This window comes from Streptomyces litchfieldiae (genome assembly GCF_031845365.1).
Lineage (GTDB): Bacteria > Actinomycetota > Actinomycetes > Streptomycetales > Streptomycetaceae > Streptomyces > Streptomyces litchfieldiae.
The window spans coordinates 1-17,542 of record NZ_JAVREL010000007.1; the positions used below are offsets into that span (position 1 = coordinate 1).

16 protein-coding genes are annotated in these 17,542 nt (G+C 73.3%); 11 read left to right on the forward strand and 5 right to left on the reverse strand.

The genetic code is table 11. From position 1 onward, the window contains the following. From RM590_RS13890 to RM590_RS13900, 3 genes are all read right to left on the reverse strand, one after another. On the reverse strand, positions 1 to 224 hold a 224-nt coding region (locus RM590_RS13890), incomplete at its 3' end, for a DUF4277 domain-containing protein (RefSeq protein WP_311704832.1). A 152-nt stretch (positions 225 to 376) separates the two neighbouring features. Then, positions 377 to 1,606: a DUF349 domain-containing protein gene (locus tag RM590_RS13895; protein WP_311704833.1), complete on the reverse strand. Its 1,230-nt coding sequence runs from the start codon at positions 1,604 to 1,606 to the stop codon at positions 377 to 379. A 186-nt stretch (positions 1,607 to 1,792) separates the two neighbouring features. Then, the gene (locus RM590_RS13900; protein ID WP_311704834.1) at positions 1,793 to 2,665 is read right to left on the reverse strand and encodes a peptidylprolyl isomerase; all 873 of its coding nucleotides are present in this window, start codon (positions 2,663 to 2,665) and stop codon (positions 1,793 to 1,795) included. Positions 2,666 to 2,799: 134 nt separating this feature from the next. Here RM590_RS13900 and RM590_RS13905 point away from each other — a divergent pair, with 134 nt between their 5' ends. From RM590_RS13905 to RM590_RS13920, 4 genes are all read left to right on the forward strand, one after another. Continuing rightward, complete coding sequence (locus tag RM590_RS13905) at positions 2,800 to 3,513, forward strand: MBL fold metallo-hydrolase (RefSeq protein ID WP_311704835.1); 714 nt, start codon at positions 2,800 to 2,802, stop codon at positions 3,511 to 3,513. A gap of 13 nt (positions 3,514 to 3,526) precedes the next feature. After that, complete coding sequence (gene hisS, locus RM590_RS13910; protein ID WP_311704836.1) at positions 3,527 to 4,807, forward strand: histidine--tRNA ligase; 1,281 nt, start codon at positions 3,527 to 3,529, stop codon at positions 4,805 to 4,807. 74 nt (positions 4,808 to 4,881) lie between these two features. Further along, the gene (locus tag RM590_RS13915) at positions 4,882 to 5,520 is read left to right on the forward strand and encodes a vitamin K epoxide reductase family protein (protein WP_311704837.1); all 639 of its coding nucleotides are present in this window, start codon (positions 4,882 to 4,884) and stop codon (positions 5,518 to 5,520) included. 45 nt (positions 5,521 to 5,565) lie between these two features. Then, positions 5,566 to 6,933: a replication-associated recombination protein A gene (locus tag RM590_RS13920; RefSeq protein ID WP_311704838.1), complete on the forward strand. Its 1,368-nt coding sequence runs from the start codon at positions 5,566 to 5,568 to the stop codon at positions 6,931 to 6,933. A 23-nt stretch (positions 6,934 to 6,956) separates the two neighbouring features. Here RM590_RS13920 and RM590_RS13925 read toward each other — a convergent pair whose 3' ends face one another. Continuing rightward, on the reverse strand, positions 6,957 to 7,856 hold the full coding sequence (locus RM590_RS13925; protein ID WP_311704839.1) for a DUF2470 domain-containing protein: 900 nt from the start codon (positions 7,854 to 7,856) through the stop codon (positions 6,957 to 6,959). A gap of 55 nt (positions 7,857 to 7,911) precedes the next feature. Between RM590_RS13925 and rpsD the strand changes: the two genes are divergently transcribed. Further along, entirely contained in the window at positions 7,912 to 8,523 is a 612-nt protein-coding gene (rpsD, locus tag RM590_RS13930; RefSeq protein WP_311704840.1) for a 30S ribosomal protein S4, read from the forward strand. Here the strand turns inward: rpsD and RM590_RS13935 are convergent. Then, positions 8,511 to 10,763, reverse strand: coding sequence for an ATP-binding protein (locus tag RM590_RS13935; RefSeq protein ID WP_311704841.1), 2,253 nt, complete (start codon positions 10,761 to 10,763; stop codon positions 8,511 to 8,513). The genes rpsD and RM590_RS13935 overlap by 13 nt on opposite strands. A 209-nt stretch (positions 10,764 to 10,972) precedes the next feature. Here RM590_RS13935 and RM590_RS13940 point away from each other — a divergent pair, with 209 nt between their 5' ends. The 6 genes from RM590_RS13940 (at position 10,973) to RM590_RS13965 (ending at position 17,447) form a co-directional block, all read left to right on the forward strand. Beyond that, positions 10,973 to 11,386 (forward strand): DUF948 domain-containing protein, encoded by a 414-nt coding sequence (locus RM590_RS13940; RefSeq protein WP_311704842.1) that lies wholly within the window; start codon positions 10,973 to 10,975, stop codon positions 11,384 to 11,386. 7 nt (positions 11,387 to 11,393) lie between these two features. Then, the gene (locus RM590_RS13945; RefSeq protein ID WP_311704843.1) at positions 11,394 to 11,729 is read left to right on the forward strand and encodes a DUF6167 family protein; all 336 of its coding nucleotides are present in this window, start codon (positions 11,394 to 11,396) and stop codon (positions 11,727 to 11,729) included. Next, the gene (gene alaS, locus RM590_RS13950; protein ID WP_311704844.1) at positions 11,729 to 14,398 is read left to right on the forward strand and encodes an alanine--tRNA ligase; all 2,670 of its coding nucleotides are present in this window, start codon (positions 11,729 to 11,731) and stop codon (positions 14,396 to 14,398) included. Before RM590_RS13945 ends, alaS begins: the two co-directional genes overlap by 1 nt. Next, the gene (ruvX, locus tag RM590_RS13955) at positions 14,398 to 14,862 is read left to right on the forward strand and encodes a Holliday junction resolvase RuvX (protein ID WP_311704845.1); all 465 of its coding nucleotides are present in this window, start codon (positions 14,398 to 14,400) and stop codon (positions 14,860 to 14,862) included. Before alaS ends, ruvX begins: the two co-directional genes overlap by 1 nt. Positions 14,863 to 14,946: 84 nt before the next feature. Continuing rightward, positions 14,947 to 16,611 carry an endolytic transglycosylase MltG gene (mltG, locus tag RM590_RS13960; RefSeq protein ID WP_311704846.1) on the forward strand — a complete coding sequence of 555 codons (1,665 nt, stop codon included), beginning with the start codon at positions 14,947 to 14,949 and terminating at the stop codon, positions 16,609 to 16,611. Beyond that, a complete protein-coding gene (locus tag RM590_RS13965; protein WP_311704847.1) occupies positions 16,611 to 17,447 on the forward strand; it encodes a shikimate dehydrogenase in 837 nt (278 codons plus the stop codon). The genes mltG and RM590_RS13965 overlap by 1 nt, the downstream gene beginning before the upstream one ends. The last annotated feature ends 95 nt before the right edge of the window (positions 17,448 to 17,542 follow it).

A 17,542-nucleotide genomic window follows, 5' to 3' on the forward strand; every position in this document is an offset into this window, starting at 1 on the left:
ATTCCGAAGACCTCCTCCACCGCCCAGTCACGCGCCCAGTCCCCGACGCGGAACAGCGGAGCGGGGGCGGTCAGCCGGTTGGCCACCAGCACCTCGATCACCTGGCCGTGCGTCAGATCAGCCCGGGAATCGGGCGGGCACAGCGCGTCGACGATCCCTGCGACATCCAACCGGCGCAGAAACTCGGCGGCGACGGGCAGAGCGCCCAGACGCTTGGTCACCACGGACTCGATCGCAACCCGCATACGAGGGCGCTCCGTCCGTGGCCGCGGGGACCGGGAAGTCATCGACACACCCGCTCCAACGCGACAGACCCCCGACCGGACACCGGACCGGCCACCGAACCATCCGATTCACCGACCCGCGAAGTACGGGCCTAGCCGCCGAACTCCTCCAGGCCCTTGAGCGCCTGGTCGAGCAGCGCCTGCCGCCCGGCGAGCTCCTGCTCCAGCTTCTCGGCCTTCGCCGTGTTGCCCGCCGCGCGCGCCCGCTCCGCCTGCTCCCGCAGCCGGTCCACGGCGTCCCGCAACTGGCCGGTCAGCCCCGCGGCCCGCGCCCGGGCCTCCGGGTTGGTGCGCCGCCACTCGGCGTCCTCGGCCTCCGCCACGGCCCGTTCGACCGCGTGCATGCGGCCCTCGATCGCCGCCCGGGCGTCGCGCGGCACATGCCCGATGGCCTCCCAGCGCTCGCCGATCGAACGCAGCGCCGCCCGGGCCGCCCGCAGGTCCGTGACGGGCAGCAGCTTCTCGGCCTCCGCCGCCAGCAGTTCCTTGGCCGCCAGGTTGTCCCGCTGCTCGGCGTCGCGCTCGGCGAACGCCGAGCCACGAGCCTGGAAGAAGACGTCCTGCGCCGCGCGGAAGCGCGCCCACAGGTCCTCCTCGGCGTCCCGTTGCGCCCGGCCCGCCGCCTTCCACTCCCGCATCAGCTCCCGGTAGCGGGCCGCCGTCGGCCCCCAGTCCGTGGAGTCCGACAGCGCCTCCGCCTCGGCGATCAGCTTCTCCTTGCGGCGGCGGGTCTCCTCGCGCTGCCCGTCGAGGGCGGCGAAGTGCGACTTGCGGCGCTTGGAGAACGCCGAGCGGGCCTGCGAGAACCGGTGCCACAGCTCGTCGTCGGTCTTGCGGTCCAGCCGGGGGAGGCCCTTCCAGGTGTCCACCAGGGCGCGCAGCCGCTCCCCGGCGGACCGCCACTGCTCGCTGACGGCCAGCTCCTCGGCCTCCGCGACCAGCGCCTCCTTGGCCGCCCGGGCCTCCTCGCTCTGCCGGGCCTTGGCCGCCCTGCGCTCCTCGCGCCGGGCCTCGACCGTCTCCACCAGCCCGTCCAGCCGCCGCCCGAGCGCCGCGAGATCGCCGACCGCGTGCGCGGCGTCCACCTGCTCCCGCAGGTGCCCGATGGCGGTCATCGCGTCCTTCGTCGACAGGTCGGTGGTCCGCACCCGGCGTTCCAGGAGATCGACCTCGACGACCAGGCCCTCGTACTTGCGCTCGTAATAGGCGAGGGCCTCGTCGGGCGAGCCCGCCTGCCAGGAGCCGACGACCTTCTCGCCGTCCGCCGTCCGCACGTACACGGTCCCCGTCTCGTCAACGCGGCCCCACGGCTCGCTGCTCACAGCGCCTCCTCGTTTGATGCGCGCGACAGGGCGTGATGCCCCCGGCACCGTCCACAGTTCTCGTCCGGTCCAAACCGTCTGTTCTCGTCCGCCTGACCGGCGCAGGCACCCTACACAACGCCAACATAGGCGACACCCCGCCCGGCTGTCCGCAGATTGCCCGGCGGAAATTACCGGTGAGCGGCCTCATTCCGCCGGTACGGCCTCCACCCTCGCCTCGTTGATGACCACGGTGGCGTGCGGCGCGGTGTTGCCGGTGCTCGGGTCGGGCTCGGTGGCGCCCGCCCCCGCGATCAGCTCCAGCACGTCCAGGCCGGCCGTGATGGTGCCGAACGGCGTGTAGTCCGGGGGTAGTTCGCTGTCCTGGTACACCAGGAAGAACTGGCTGCCGCCGGTGTCCCGGCCGCTCCCGTCGGAGGGGTTGTACTGGTTGGCCATCGCCACGGTGCCGGCCGGGTAGACGCCGCCCTCAAGGTCGGGGTCGTCCAGGTTCTCGTCCGGGAGGGTGTAACCGGGGCCGCCCTGCCCGGTGCCCTGCGGGTCGCCGCACTGGAGGACGAAGATGCCCTCCGGCACCAGGCGGTGGCAGGACGAGTGGTCGAAGTAGCCCTCGTTCGCGAGGAAGTTGAACGAGTTCACCGTGTGCGGGGCCGCCTCGGCGTCCATCGTGATCTCGATGTCGCCACAGGTCGTGGCCAGCGTCATCACGTAGTCCGAGGACGTGTCCACGGTCATCTCCGGCTCGGCGTCCCACTGCTTCGTGGACGGCTCGCCCGGCGCCGGCTCCTCGCAGGGGTCCTCCGGAGGCGCGCTCGGCTCTTCGCCGGGCTCGGTGCCGGGATCGGCGCTCGGCTCGCCGTCCGCCTGGTCCGACGTCCCGCCGTCGTCCCCGGCCAGCACGGCCCACGCCGTCCCGCCACCCGCGACGACGAGCACCAGCACGGCGGCGAGCAGGACCCGGCGCCGCCGTCCCTGACGCACCCGGTCGGTCCGGCGTTCCTGCTGCCGTTCCCACTTCGCCCGCGCGAGCTGCTTGCGCCGCTGCTCCTTGCTGACCACCGCGCTCTCCCTTGTCTCGACTCGGCTGCTCAACTGGACCCGTGGCGTCACCGTATACGGGTTCGCCCGGGCTGCACCGTCGCCGGTAGGCTCTGGCCTGGCAGCCCGCCCACGACGACGACCGAAGGACGACCGTGCTCATCGCTGGCTTCCCCGCCGGGGCCTGGGGGACCAACTGCTATCTGGTCGCCCCCGCGGCCGGCGAGGAATGCGTGATCATCGACCCCGGCCACCGCGCCGCGCCGGGTGTCGAGGAGACCATCGCCAAGCACCGGCTGAAGCCGGTCGCGGTCATTCTCACCCATGGGCACATCGATCATGTCGCCTCGGTCGTACCCGTCTGCGGGGCCCACGACGTGCCGGCCTGGATCCACCCCGACGACCGTTACATGCTCACCGACCCCGAGAAGGCGCTGGGCACCCGGATCGGCCAGCCGCTGCTGGGCGAGCTGACGGTGGGCGAGCCGGACGATCTGCGCGAGCTGGCCGACGGGGCCGAACTCCCGCTGGCCGGGCTGACGTTCACCGTCGCGCACGCGCCGGGCCATACCAAGGGGTCGGTGACCTTCCGGCTGCCCGAACAGGCCGACATCCCGCCGGTGCTGTTCTCGGGCGACCTGCTGTTCGCCGGCTCCATCGGACGCACCGATCTGCCCGGCGGAGACCACGCCGAGATCCTGCGGTCGCTGGCCCGTGTCTGCCTGCCGCTGACGGACTCGACCGTGGTGCTGGCCGGGCACGGCCCCCAGACCACCATCGGCCGCGAGCGCGCCACCAACCCGTTTCTGCGGGAGCCGGCCGCCGGCCACGGGACCGCCGACGCCGCGGCCCCGCGACGAGGAATGTGAAGAGACCCCTTCCGTGAGCACCTTCTCCGCCCCTAAGGGCACGTACGACCTGATCCCGCCGGACTCCGCCGCGTTCCTCGCGGTGCGCGAGGCGCTGGCGGCCCCGCTGCGCCGCGCCGGATACGGCTATGTGGAGACGCCCGGCTTCGAGCACGTGGAGCTGTTCTCCCGCGGCGTCGGTGAGTCCACCGACATCGTCACCAAGGAGATGTACACCCTCACCACCAAGGGCGGCACCCGCCTGGCGCTGCGTCCCGAGGGCACCGCCTCCGTGCTGCGCGCCGCCCTCCAGGCGAACCTGCACCGCGCGGGGAACCTGCCGGTCAAGCTCTGGTACTCGGGCACCTACTACCGCTACGAGCGCCCGCAGGCCGGCCGTTACCGGCACTTCTCGCAGGTCGGCGCCGAGGCCATCGGCGCCGAGGACCCGGTGCTGGACGCCGAGCTGATCATCCTGGCCGCGGACGCCTACAGCTCCCTGGGCCTGCGCGGCGTGCGCCTCCTGCTGAACTCGCTGGGCGACCGGGAGTGCCGCCCGGCCTACCGCGCCGCGCTCCAGGAGTTCCTGCGGGGCCTGGACCTGGACGAGGAGACTCGCGCGCGCATCGAGATCAACCCGCTGCGGGTGCTGGACGACAAGCGCGAGAGCGTGCAGCGTCAGCTCACGGGCGCGCCGATGATGCGTGATCACCTGTGCGAGGCGTGCAAGGAGTACCACGAGCGCGTCCGGGAGCTGATCGCCGGCGCCGGGGTCGCCTTCACGGACGACGAGAAGCTGGTGCGCGGCCTGGATTACTACACCCGGACCACGTTCGAATTCGTCCACGACGGGCTGGGCTCCCAGTCGGCCGTCGGCGGCGGCGGCCGGTACGACGGGCTGTCAGAGATGATCGGCGGCCCGCCGCTGCCGTCCGTGGGCTGGGCCCTGGGCGTCGACCGCACGCTGCTCGCGCTGCGCGCCGAGGAGGTGGCGCCCGGGGCCCCGGCGTCGGCCGACGTGTTCGCCGTCCCGCTCGGCGAGGACGCGCGGCGCGCGCTGTTCACCCTGGTCACCGCGTTGCGCCGGGCCGGGGTGGCGGCGGACTTCGCGTTCGGCGGCCGGGGTGTGAAGTCGGCGATGAAGTCCGCCAACCGCAGCGGCGCCCGGTTCGCCGTGGTGGCCGGCGACCGGGACCTGGCCGAGGGCGTGGTCCAGGTCAAGGACCTCGCCAGCGGCGAGCAGGCGCCCGTGCCCCTGGTCGACGCCGTGGAGGAACTGCGCCGCAGGGTCGCCGGGAGTTCCCCCACCGGTTGACATCAGCGCCCCGTGAGCGTTGTGTCACTGGTGCAGAATTGGTGAGACACACCCGGACGGAGCGGATTGGCGAAATGGCAGCATCGGCGGTGGACGTGGCCCGTACGGACGGGCCGCCGGCCAGGGACGGCGAGCAGGGCGTGGGCGCGGGGCGCGGCTTCGCGCTGACGCTGGTGATCACCGGCTTCGCCGGCCTGCTGGCGGCCTGGGTCATCATCCTGGACAAGTTCCACTTGCTGGAGGACCCGGACTTCACCCCGGCGTGCAGCCTCAACCCGGTCGTCTCCTGCGGCAGCATCATGGAGAGCGACCAGGCCGAGGTCTTCGGCTTCCCGAACCCGATGCTCGGCATGGTCGCCTACGGCGTGGTGATCGCCATCGGGATGGGGCTGCTGGCCGGCGCCCGGTACCGGCGCTGGTTCTGGCTGGGGCTCCAGGCCGGCACGCTGTTCGGCGTCGGCTTCTGCACCTGGCTCCAGTACCAGTCGCTGTACGAGATCAACGCGCTGTGCCTGTGGTGCTGCCTGGCCTGGGTCGCCACCATCGTCATGTTCTGGTACACGACGCTGCACAACGTGCGGCACGGCTTCCTGCCCGCGCCTGACGGGCTGAAGCGGACGCTGGAGGAGTTCCACTGGCTGATCCCGGCGGTGCACATCGGCGTCATCGGCATGCTGATCCTGACCCGCTGGTGGGACTTCTGGACGAGCTGACCGGCCCCGGCGGGACTGTCGGTCCCGTGGCTTAGGGTCGGTGACGTGGAGCCCGATCTGTTCACCGCCGCCGCCGAGGAGCGTGCGGAGAAGGACCCGTCCGCCCGGCCGCTGGCCGTCCGGATGCGGCCGCGCACCCTGGACGACGTCGTGGGGCAGCGGCACCTGCTGCGCCCCGGGTCGCCCCTTCGCCGCCTGGTCGGAGAGGGGAGCGGCGGCCCGGCGGGGCCCTCCTCGGTCATCCTGTGGGGGCCGCCCGGCACCGGCAAGACGACGCTGGCCTATGTGGTGAGCCAGGCCACGGACAAGCGCTTCGTGGAGCTGTCCGCGATCACCGCCGGGGTCAAGGAGGTCCGCGCCGTCATCGACGGGGCACGCCGCTCCTCCGGCGCGTACGGCAAGGACACTGTCCTGTTCCTCGACGAGATCCACCGTTTCAGCAAGGCCCAGCAGGACTCCCTGCTGCCCGCCGTGGAGAACCGCTGGGTCACCCTCATCGCGGCCACCACCGAGAACCCGCACTTCTCGGTCATCTCCCCGCTGCTGTCCCGGTCCCTGCTGCTGACGCTGGAGTCACTGACCGAGGAGGACCTGCGCGGGCTGCTGCGCCGCGCGGTCGCCGAGGAGCGCGGCCTGGGGGGCGCGGTGTCGCTGCCGGAGGACACCGAGGCGCATCTGCTGCGGATCGCCGGGGGCGACGCGCGGCGGGCGCTGACCGCGCTGGAGGCGGGCGCCGGCGCGGCCCTGGCCAAGGGCGAGAAGGAGATCGGCCTGGCCACGCTGGAGGAGGCCGTGGACCGGGCCGCGGTCCGCTACGACCGGGACGGCGACCAGCACTACGACGTGGCCAGCGCCTTCATCAAGTCCATCCGCGGCTCGGACGTGGACGCCGCGCTGCACTATCTGGCCCGCATGATCGAGGCGGGCGAGGACCCGCGCTTCATCGCGCGGCGGCTGATGATCTCCGCCAGCGAGGACATCGGCATGGCCGACCCGACCGCGCTGTCCACGGCCGTGGCCGCCGCGCAGGCGGTGGCGCTCATCGGCTTCCCGGAGGCCGCCATCACGCTCAGCCACGCCACCATCGCCCTGGCGCTGGCCCCCAAGTCGAACGCGGCCGTGCTCGCCATCGGCGCGGCCCAGGCCGACATCAAGGCGGGGCTGGCGGGCCCCGTGCCGCCGCATCTGCGGGACAGCCACTACCGGGGCGCCGAGAGCCTGGGACACGGCCAGGGCTATCTGTACCCGCACGATCTGCCCGGCGGTATCGCCGCCCAGCAGTACGCCCCGGACGCCGTGCACGGGAAGCGGTACTACCGGCCCACCGGCCACGGCGCCGAGGCGCGGTACGCGGAGATACTTGACCGCGTCCGGCAGCGGCTGTCGGACGGCCGGCGCGACCGGGGCGAATAGCGCCAGGCCGGCCGCTCGGCGGCTCAGGCGCCGGCGGCCTCGAAGAGCTGGCGCATCGCCCGGCGAAGCTGCGCGATGTCGCCCACGGGCTCGGGGAATTCGAAGCGCGCGTCGAAGCAGGCCGGGCCGGCGCGGAAGCGCACGCGCAGGCCGAAGCGGTCCAGGCTCAGCGGGGTCACGGCGTGCCAGCCCGCGCCGCCCTGTTCCGGGCTCCCGCCGCCGGGCGCCGGCGGCACCGCGCAGCCAGCTCCTCGCTCGCCCAACAGCGAGCTGAGCGACCGGAGTTGGGGCTGATGGGCGGCGGCCAGATGCTGGAGCAGCTCGGCCTCGTGCCGGGCCAGCGGGTCGGCGGCGGCCTCGGCCAGTTCGTCGGGCTCGACATGGTCGGCGCCCCACAGATCGTCGGTGTACGCCTCGCCGACCTCCAGGCGCAGCAGCGCCCAGTTGGGGTCCGGCGCCAGGTCCGGGAGGCCGTCCCGCCAGGGCGCGCCGCCGGGGTACCGTTCGGCGAGCAGCCCCAGCGCGGCGGTCCGTTCGCCGCCCGCCGCGGTGGTCAGCCAGCCCGCCACCCAGCCGCGCCCGCGGATCCGGTGGGGCACCGCCACCGGCGCGACATCGGTGATTTCCATCACGGCGGTCACCTCGTCGTCCAAGGCGCGGGCGGCGATCACGGCGGCCCGCGCACCGGCCGGGACCAGCACGAAGACGTCGCCGGAGGGCGCGACGACGCGGAAGTCGGCGGCGCCGGTCCCCGGTTCCTCGGGCTCGGCGCCCGGAATGACCAGCGTGGCGGAGGCGTTCCCGTCCAGCAGGGTGCGTACCCGCTCGGCGGCCGTGGGCTGCCGGGCGTCCTCGCCGGGGCGCGGCTGGCCCTCCTGGCTTCGGTGTCCGGTGCCGGGCACGGGGCTCCCAGGTCGAATCATGCGCACTCCTCAGCTAAGGTAAGGCTCACCTAACTTACACGGAGGTCCGGTCAACGTGAACCAGTCGCGTCCCAAGGTCAAGAAGTCGCGCGCCCTCGGCATCGCGCTCACCCCGAAGGCCGTCAAGTACTTCGAGAAGCGCCCGTACCCGCCAGGCGAGCACGGGCGCGGCCGGAAGCAGAACAGCGACTACAAGGTCCGCCTGCTGGAGAAGCAGCGGCTGCGCGCCCAGTACGACATCAGCGAGCGGCAGATGGTCCGCGCCTACGAGCGCGCCCGCAAGGTCACCGGCAAGACGGGCGAGGCGCTCATCGTCGAGCTGGAGCGGCGGCTGGACGCCCTCGTGCTCCGCTCCGGGCTGGCCCGCACCATCTACCAGGCGCGCCAGATGGTCGTGCACGGCCATATAGCGGTCAACGACCGCAAGGTGGACAAGCCCTCGTTCCGCGTCAGCCCCGAGGACGTCGTGTCCGTGCGCGAGCGGAGCCGCGCCAAGCACCCGTTCCTGGTGGCCCGGGAGGGTGGCTACGCCGGTGCCGGCGAGACCCCGCGCTACCTCCAGGTCAACCTGGAGGCGCTCGCGTTCCGGCTCGACCGCGCCCCCAACCGGAACGAGATCCCGGTCATCTGCGACGAGCAGCTCGTCGTGGAGTACTACGCCCGCTGACCCCCGGGCGACCGGTCCGGCTCCCCGTCGTCCCGGCGGGGAGCGGCGGGGGGCAGCGCGGGCCGTTCCGCCGTGCGGGCGGCCGGCAGGGCCGGTGCCCCGCCGACGCCCCGGCCGCGCAGGGCCCGCGCCACCGCCGCGTCCGTGTCGAGCCGCTCGCCCTCGCGGGTGCACTCCTTGAAACGAGCCGCGCCCAGCCGCCGCCGCAGATGCCGTTCGCACTGGATGTGCGGCGCGTTGAAGTACTCGGAGCCGAACAGCGGCATCCCCACCGACTTCCACAGCCGCCCGGCCGCGCCTTGGAGCACCGCCGCCTGCGCCGGATCTCCCTCGGTGGCCGTGATCCCGGCCAGCAGCTCCAGCGCCAGCACCGTGCCCACCGGGTCGCGGAACGTGTAGTTGACCGGCAGCGACGCCTCCAGCAGCTCCCGGGCCTCCGCCGTGTCGCCCCGGCTCCAGGCCGCGAAGCCCAGCACATAGAGCGCGTAGGTGCGCGCCCACCGCTCCCCGTGCTCCTCGGCCACCTGCCGGACCTCCTCGCACAACGCCACCGCTCCGGCCAGATCGCCCTGGAAGGCGATGGCCATGGCCAGTTCGGCCCGGCACATCAGCACGTTGCTGTTGAGCTCCCCGATCTCCTCGTACCGCTCCAGCGCGGCCCGCAAGAGCTTCTCCGCCCGCTGCGTCTCGTCGCTGATCAGCGCCAGGAGCCCCGAGTGGTGCTGGCTGTAGGCGGCGGCCCGGGCGTTGCCGGTGCGCTCCGCGCCCTCCTGACACTCGTGCAGCGTTGTCATCGCCGCCACCGCGTCGCCCTGGAGCACCGCCACCATGCCCGACACCCACAGCGCCTTGAGCCGGGTCTCCTCGTGGTCCGTCTCCTGCTCCAGCGCCCGGCGCAGCCAGTGCCGCCCCTCGCCCAGCCGTCCGCAGCCGACCCAGCAGAACCACAGCGTCCCGGCCAGGTAGAGCCCGAGCCTGCCGTCCTCCCCGTCCTCCAGGGCGAACTCCAACGCGGCGCGCAGGTTGGGCAGTTCGTCCTCGATCCGGCGCGCCACCTCCGCCTGGCGGGGGCTGAACCACTCCAGCTCGCACCAGGTGACCAGGCCGGTGCACCAGTCGCGGTGCCGCCGCCGCAGCCGGTCCGTGTCGCCGGTCGCCGCCAGCCAGTCGGCGCCATAGGCCCGCAGCGTGTCCAGCATCCGGTACCGCACGCCCGAGGCCCCGTCCTCCCGGGTCACCACCGACTGCGCGACCAGCTCGGTCAGCACGTCGAGCACCTCGTCCGCCGGCAGATCGGGCCCCGAGCAGACGTACTCGGCGGCCTCCAGGTCGAAGTGCCCCGCGAAGACCGACAGCCGCGCCCACAGCAGGCGCTGCGCGGGCGTGCACAGCTCATGGCTCCAGCCGATGGCCGTGCGCAGCGTCTGGTGGTGCGGGGGCGCGCCGCGGCTGCCGCCGACCAGCAACCGGAACCGGTCGTCGAGCCGGTGCAGGGTCTGGTCCAGGGACAGGGTCCGCAGCCGTCCCGCGGCCAGCTCCAGCGCCAGCGGAATGCCGTCAAGGCGGTGACACAGCTCCGCCACGACCTCGTGATTCTCCTCGTTGACGCTGAACCCCGGCAGCACTGCCGCCGCCCGGTCCGCGAACAGCCAGGCCGCCTCGCTCAGCGGCGCCAGCGCGCTGGCCGCCCCCGACCCGGGCGTCGGCGCGGCCAGCGGGGGCAGCGGGTACAGCCGCTCGCCGGCCACCCCCAGGGGGCGGCGCCCGGTGGCCAGCACCCGCAGCCCGGGAGCCCGGCGCAGCAGCTCGTGCACCAACTCCGCGGAGGGCTCCACCAGATGCTCGAAGCCGTCGAGAACGAGCAGCAGCCGCCGGTCGGCCAGCCGCTCGACGAGCACCGTCCGCGGCGGGCGGCCGGTGTGGTCGGTGAGGGCCAGCGCCTCCACGACGGCGTGGTCCAGCAGCTCCGGATCGCGCACGGTGGCCAGCTCGACCAGCCAGACGCCATCGCAGAAGCGTTCCTGCAACTGTCTCGCCGCCTGGATCGCGCACCGCGATTTTCCGACGCCGCCGACCCCGGTCACCGTGACCAGCCGCGCCCCCGTCAACTTGCGGACCAGCACGCCCACTTCCGCGTGCCGCCCGATGAATCTGGTGAGCTCGGCGGGGAGGTTGCCCTGCCTGCGCCCGATCCCTGGATTCTCCCGAGCCGGAGGCTCGGAACCCTGAAAGCCTCGCATGAGACACGCAGCGTACTCGAAGGTATGCAGAACGTACAATTGTGGCCTGCGGCCCTTGGCAGGAGCCGGAGAATGCGGTACGAGCGCGGGCGCCGGGCGCGATAGGGTCGGGATCTGCCGTCGCACGCGGACGGGCCGCCAGCCCAGATGAGCGGCGGCCGATCCCGAAAGCTGTCCGAAAGAACCCATCCGAGGGAAGCGGTGCGTTCGTGTCCGGTGGAGAAGTGGCCGGCCTCCTGGTGGCCGTCTTCTGGGCGATCCTGGTCTCGTTCCTCTCCGTGGCCCTGGTCCGGCTGGCCCAGACGCTCAGGGCCGCGACCAAGCTGGTCACCGGGGTGACCGAGCACGCCGTGCCCCTGCTGGGGGAGGCGTCGCAGACCGTGCGTTCCGCGCAGGCGCAGCTCGACCGGGTGGAGACCATCGCCTCCGACGTCCAGGACGTCGCCGCCAACGCCTCGGCGCTGTCCACGACCGTCGCGTCGACCTTCGGCGGACCGCTGGTGAAGGTCGCGGCGTTCGGCTACGGCGTGCGCAGGGCGCTGCGCCGCCGCGGAGCCCCGCCGCCGCCCGTCGTCGGCCGTACGCTGCCGGCCGCCCGGCGCCGCCCGACCGGAAAGGACTGAACCGGCCATGTTCCGCCGTGCCTTCTGGTTCACCACCGGCGCAGCCGCCGGCGTCTGGGCCACCACCAAGGTCCAGCGCACCCTGCGCGGCCTGGCGCCCGACAGCCTCGCCGTCCGCGCGGCGGGCCGCGCCGCGGCGGCCGGCCACCGCGTGCGCGGCTTGGCGCTCGACGTCCGGGCCGGCATGGCCCAGCGCGAGGGCGAGCTGAACGAGGCGCTGGGCCTCGCGCCCCAGCAGCCCGCACCGGGCGGGGCCCTTCCCCCGCCCGTCCCCCGGGTCGGCATCGGCCCGGCCCGGGACACCACCGCACCGACCGGACCGACCGGAAATGAGGACCACTGATGGAGTCGGCTGAAATCCGCCGCCGCTGGCTGAGCTTCTTCGAGAAGCGCGGGCACACCGTCGTGCCCTCGGCGTCGCTGATCGCGGACGACCCGACGCTGCTGCTGGTCCCCGCGGGCATGGTTCCGTTCAAGCCCTACTTCCTGGGCGAGGCCACGCCGCCCTTCGCGCGCGCCGTCAGCGTGCAGAAGTGCGTGCGCACCCCCGACATCGAGGAAGTCGGCAAGACCACGCGCCACGGCACGTTCTTCCAGATGTGCGGGAACTTCTCGTTCGGCGACTACTTCAAGGAAGGCGCGATCCGTTACGCCTGGGAGCTGCTGACCAGCTCCGTGGCCGACGGCGGCTACGGGCTGGACCCGGAGCGGCTGTGGATCACCGTCTACGAGCAGGACGACGAGGCCGAGCGCATCTGGCGGGAGGTCATCGGCGTGCCCGCCGAGCGCATCCAGCGCCTGGGCATGGGCCCGAACTTCTGGTCCATGGGCGTCCCCGGACCCTGTGGCCCCTGCTCCGAGATCAACTACGACCGCGGCCCGGAGTTCGGCCCCGAGGGCGGCCCCGCCGTCAACGACGAGCGCTACGTGGAGATCTGGAACCTGGTCTTCATGCAGTACGAGCGCGGGCCGGGCGAGGGCAAGGAGGACTTCCCGATCCTCGGGGACCTGCCCGCCCAGAACATCGACACCGGGCTGGGCCTGGAGCGGCTGGCGATGATCCTCCAGGGCGTCCACAACATGTACGAGACGGACACCCTGCGCGTCGTCATCGACAAGGCCGGCGAGCTGACCGGCGTGCGCTACGGCGCCGGTGAGGACTCCGACGTCTCGCTGCGCGTGGTCGCCGACCACATGCGCACCTCCGTCATGCTCATCGGAGACGGCGTCACCCCGGGCAACGAGGGCCGCGGCTATGTGCTGCGCCGGATCATGCGCCGGGCCATCCGCAACATGCGCATCCTCGGCGCCACCGGCCCGGTCGTCGGCGACCTCGTCGACGTCGTGATCGCCACCATGGGGCTCCAGTACCCGGAGCTGCTCACCGAGCGCCGCCGCATCGAGACCGTGGCCCTCGCCGAGGAGGCCGCGTTCCTCAAGACCCTCAAGGCCGGCACCAACATCCTGGACAGCGCCGTCAGCGAGACCCGCGCCGCCGGCGGCACCGTGCTGCCCGGCGACAAGGCGTTCCTGCTCCACGACACCTGGGGCTTCCCGATCGACCTGACCCTGGAGATGGCCGCCGAGCAGGGGCTGTCCGTCGACGAGGCCGGCTTCCGCCGCCTGATGAAGGAGCAGCGGGAGCGGGCCAAGGCCGACGCCCGGGCCAAGAAGCAGGGCCACGCCGACCTGTCCGCCTACCGCGAGGTCGCCGACGCCGCCGGGCCGTCCGAGTTCATCGGGTACACGGACACCGCCGGTGAGGCCACGGTGGTCGGGCTCCTGGTCGACGGCCTGTCCTCGCCGGCCGCGCAGGAGGGTGACGAGGTCGAGATCGTGCTGGACCGCACGCCGTTCTACGCCGAGGGCGGCGGCCAGCTCGCCGACACCGGCCGGATCCGCCTGGACTCCGGCGCCGTCGTCGAGGTCCGCGACGTCCAGCAGCCGGTGCCCGGCGTCACCGTCCACAAGGGCGAGGTGCAGGTCGGCGAGGTGACCGTGGGCGCCGGCGCCCACTGCCACGTCGACGTCCAGCGCCGCCGGGCCATCGCCCGCGCCCACAGCGCCACGCACCTGACGCACCAGGCGCTGCGCGACGCGCTCGGCCCGACGGCCGCCCAGGCCGGTTCGGAGAACTCCCCGGGCCGCTTCCGGTTCGACTTCGGCTCGCCGGCCGCCGTGCCCGGCTCGGTGCTCGCCGACGTCGAGCAGAAGATCAACGAGGTGCTGGCCCGGGAGCTCGATGTCACCGCCGAGGTCATGTCGATGGACGACGCCAGGAAGCAGGGCGCCATCGCCGAGTTCGGCGAGAAGTACGGCGACCGGGTCCGGGTGGTCACCATCGGCGACTACTCCAAGGAGCTGTGCGGCGGCACCCACGTGCACAACACCGCGCAGCTCGGCCTGGTGAAGCTGCTCGGCGAGTCCTCCATCGGCTCCGGGGTGCGCCGCGTCGAGGCCCTGGTGGGCGCCGACGCCTACCGTTTCCTGGCCCGCGAGCACGCCGTCGTCGCCCAGCTCACCGAGCTGGTCAAGGGCCGGCCGGAGGAGCTGCCCGAGCGCATCTCCGGCGTGCTGTCGCGGCTGAAGGAGGCCGAGAAGGAGATCGAGCGGTTCCGCGCCGAGAAGGTCCTCCAGGCCGCCGGCGGCCTGGCCGCGGGCGCCCGCGACATCCGGGGCGTGGCGCTGGCCAGCGGCCGGGTGCCGGACGGCACCACGGCCGAGGACCTGCGGCGGCTGGTGCTGGACGTGCGCGGCCGGATCCCGGGCGACCGGGCCGCCGTCGTCGCCCTGTTCACGGTCGTCAAGGGCCGGCCGCTCACGGTCGTGGCCACCAATGAGGCCGCCCGCGAGCGCGGTCTGAAGGCCGGCGACCTGGTGCGCACCGCCGCCAAGACGCTGGGCGGCGGCGGGGGCGGCAAGCCCGACGTGGCCCAGGGCGGCGGCCAGGACCCGGCCGCCATCGACGAGGCGCTGGCCGCCATCGAGCGTCAGGTCGGTGAAGTGGCCTGATGCGGCGCGGCAGACGGCTCGGCATCGACGTCGGGGAGGCCAGGATCGGGGTCGCCGGCAGCGATCCCGACGGCCTGCTAGCCACCCCGGTGGAGACGGTGCCGGGCCGCGACGCGTCGGCCGCGCACCGGCGGCTGGCCCAACTGGTCGCGGAATACGAGCCGTTGGAGGTCGTGGTCGGGCTCCCGCGCTCCCTTTCCGGGGGCGAGGGCCCGGCCGCGGCGCGGGTGCGCGCGTTCGCCCAGGAGACCGCGCGCCGGATCGCCCCCGTGCCGGTGCGACTTGTGGACGAACGGATGAGCACCGTCAGCGCGGCGCGGGGCATGCGCGCCTCCGGGGTGTCCGCGAAGAAGGGCAGGTCCCGGATCGATCAGGCCGCCGCCGTGGTCATCCTCCAGAGCGCCCTGGACACGGAACGGTCCTCCGGCCGCCCGCCGGGGCAGTGCGTCGAAGTGGTTGTCTGATCGCGATACGGTAACGTTCCGCGCGACAGGGCAGTCGTGCGGACTGCGGGGGACCGGCTGCCGCCTTGCGTGACAAGGGGTTCGATGACTGAGTATGGCCGGGGCTCCGGCTCCGAACCGTGGTACCCCGAGGACCCGCTCCACGGGGACCCGAACTGGTCCGGCGGGTACGACGGCACGGGCGCCCAGCCCGGGGCGTGGGAGGGGCAGTACGGCGCGCAGCAGCAGCCGCACCACCCCGGACAGCACGCTCCGCAGCAGCACCAGGAGCCGCACTACCCGCAGCAGTACGGGGAGCAGGGCGGCTGGGACACCACGGGCCAGTACTACGCGGACCCCTCGTATCCGCAAGCGCAGAGCGGCGCGTACCCCACGGGGGAGTACCAGGACGCGTACGGCACTCAGGAGGCGTACCCGGCGCCCCAGCCGCAGCACCTGGGGCAGGAGCCGCAGCACCACCAGCACCACCAGGAGCAGTACGAGCAGCAGCACCCCGAGCAGTACGAGCAGCAGCAGCGGCACGCACACCCGCAGCAGGGCGGGCACCAGGCCGGGCCGCGCCCCGCGCCGCCGGCGGCCGACGGGCCCGGACCCGATCCGGAGACCGGCTGGGACCCGGGGCCCGATCAGGGGGAGCACGACTTCTTCAGCCGGGACGACGACGATGAGGACGACCGCCGGAGCGGCGGCGCGGCCGGGCGCGCGGGCCGACGCGGCGAGCGTCCCAAGCGGCGGCGCGGCGGCTGCGGTTGCATGGTGGCGGCGCTGATCGTGGTCGGCGGTCTGGGCGGCGTGGCCTACTACGGCTACCAGTTCTACCAGGACCGGTTCGGCCCGGCGCCGGACTACGCGGGCGAGGGCACCGGCGAGGTCCAGGTGGAGATCCCCGAGGGCTCCTCGCTCTCCATGATCGGCAACATCCTGAAGGAGGCGGGCGTCGTCCGCAGCCACGACGCCTTCGTCGAGGCCGCCGGGGAGAACACGTTCCAGGCCGGCGTCTTCAACCTGCGCGAGCAGATGTCGGCGGCGTCGGCCGTGGAACTGCTGCTGGACCCCGCCGCGGTCAACGCGCTGATCATCCCCGAGGGGCGCCGGGCCACCGAGATCTACACCCTGATCGACGAGTACCTGGGGCTGGAGGAGGGCAGCACCGAGGAGGTCGCGGACTCCGCGGACCTCGGGTTGCCCGACTGGGCCGAGGGCAATCCGGAGGGTTTCCTCTTCCCCACCCGTTACGACGTGGGCGCCGACACCACCCCGGAGGAACTGCTGACCGAGATGGTGGACCGGGCCGAGGCCGAGTTCGCCGAGATCGACCTGGAGGGCCAGGCCGCGGAGATCGACCGGACCCCGCGCGAGGTGCTGACGATCGCCTCGCTGATCGAGGCCGAGGCCCAGTCCGACGAGGAGTTCGTCCAGGTGTCCCGGGTGATCTACAACCGCCTGGAGCAGGACATAAAGCTGCAGTTCGACTCCACCATCAACTACGCGTTGGGCCGCTCCACCCTCGACACGAGCATCGAGGACACCCAGCTCGACTCCCCGTACAACACGTATGTGGAGTTCGGGCTGCCGCCCGGGCCCATCGACAACCCCGGGCACGAGGCCGTCGAGGCCGCGCTCAACCCGGCCGACGGCGACTGGCTGTACTTCGTCACGGTCACCGAGGGGGACACCCGCTTCACGGCCGACTACGACGAACACCTCCAGAACGTGGAGGACTTCAACGAAGCGCAGGGGAACGGCTGATGGCGCTCGCGCCGGCGGACCGCCGGGCCGCCGTCCTCGGGTCCCCCATCGAGCACTCGCTCTCCCCGGTGCTGCACCGTGCCGCCTACCGGGCGCTCGGGCTCGACACGTGGTCCTACGGGCGGTTCGAGGTCGACGAGGAGAGCCTGCCCGGCTTCGTCGCCGGCCTTGGCCCGGACTGGGCCGGGCTGTCGCTGACCATGCCGCTCAAGCGCGCCGTGATTCCGCTGCTCGACGAGATCAGCGAGACGGCCGCCTCCGTGGAGGCGGTCAACACCGTGATCTTCGCCCCCGACGGCCGGCGGCTCGGCGACAACACCGACATCCCGGGGATGACCGAGGCCCTGCGGGAGGCCGGCGTGACCCGCGTGCCGAGCGCCGCCGTCCTGGGCGCCGGCGCCACCGCGTCCTCGGCGCTGGCCGCGCTGGCCCGGGTCTGCGAGGGCGAGGTCACCGCGTACGTCCGCAGCCCGGCCCGCGCCGCCGAGATGCGCGGCTGGGGCGAGCGCCTCGGGGTGCCGGTGCTGATCCGTGACTGGTCCGAGGCCGAGCGCGCCCTGGCCGCCCCGCTGGTGATCGCCACCACCCCGGCCGGCGCCACCGATGTCCTGGCCACGGCCGTTCCCGACCGCCCCGGCACCCTGTTCGACGTGCTGTACGACCCGTGGCCCACGGCGCTGGCGGCGGCCTGGGCCGGCCGCGGCGGGGAGGTCATCGGCGGCCTCGACCTCCTGGTGCACCAGGCCGTTCTCCAGGTCGAGGCGATGACCGGCCTGGCCCCGGCCCCGCTGAAGGAGATGCGGGAGGCGGGCCTGGCGGCGCTCGCGGCGCGCTGAGCGGCCCGCGCGGCGCGCTGAGATGACGGAGTCGTCTCGCGCATCGGGCGAGGCACCGGCCGGACGCGGCGGACGTGGGAGGATCGACAGTGAGA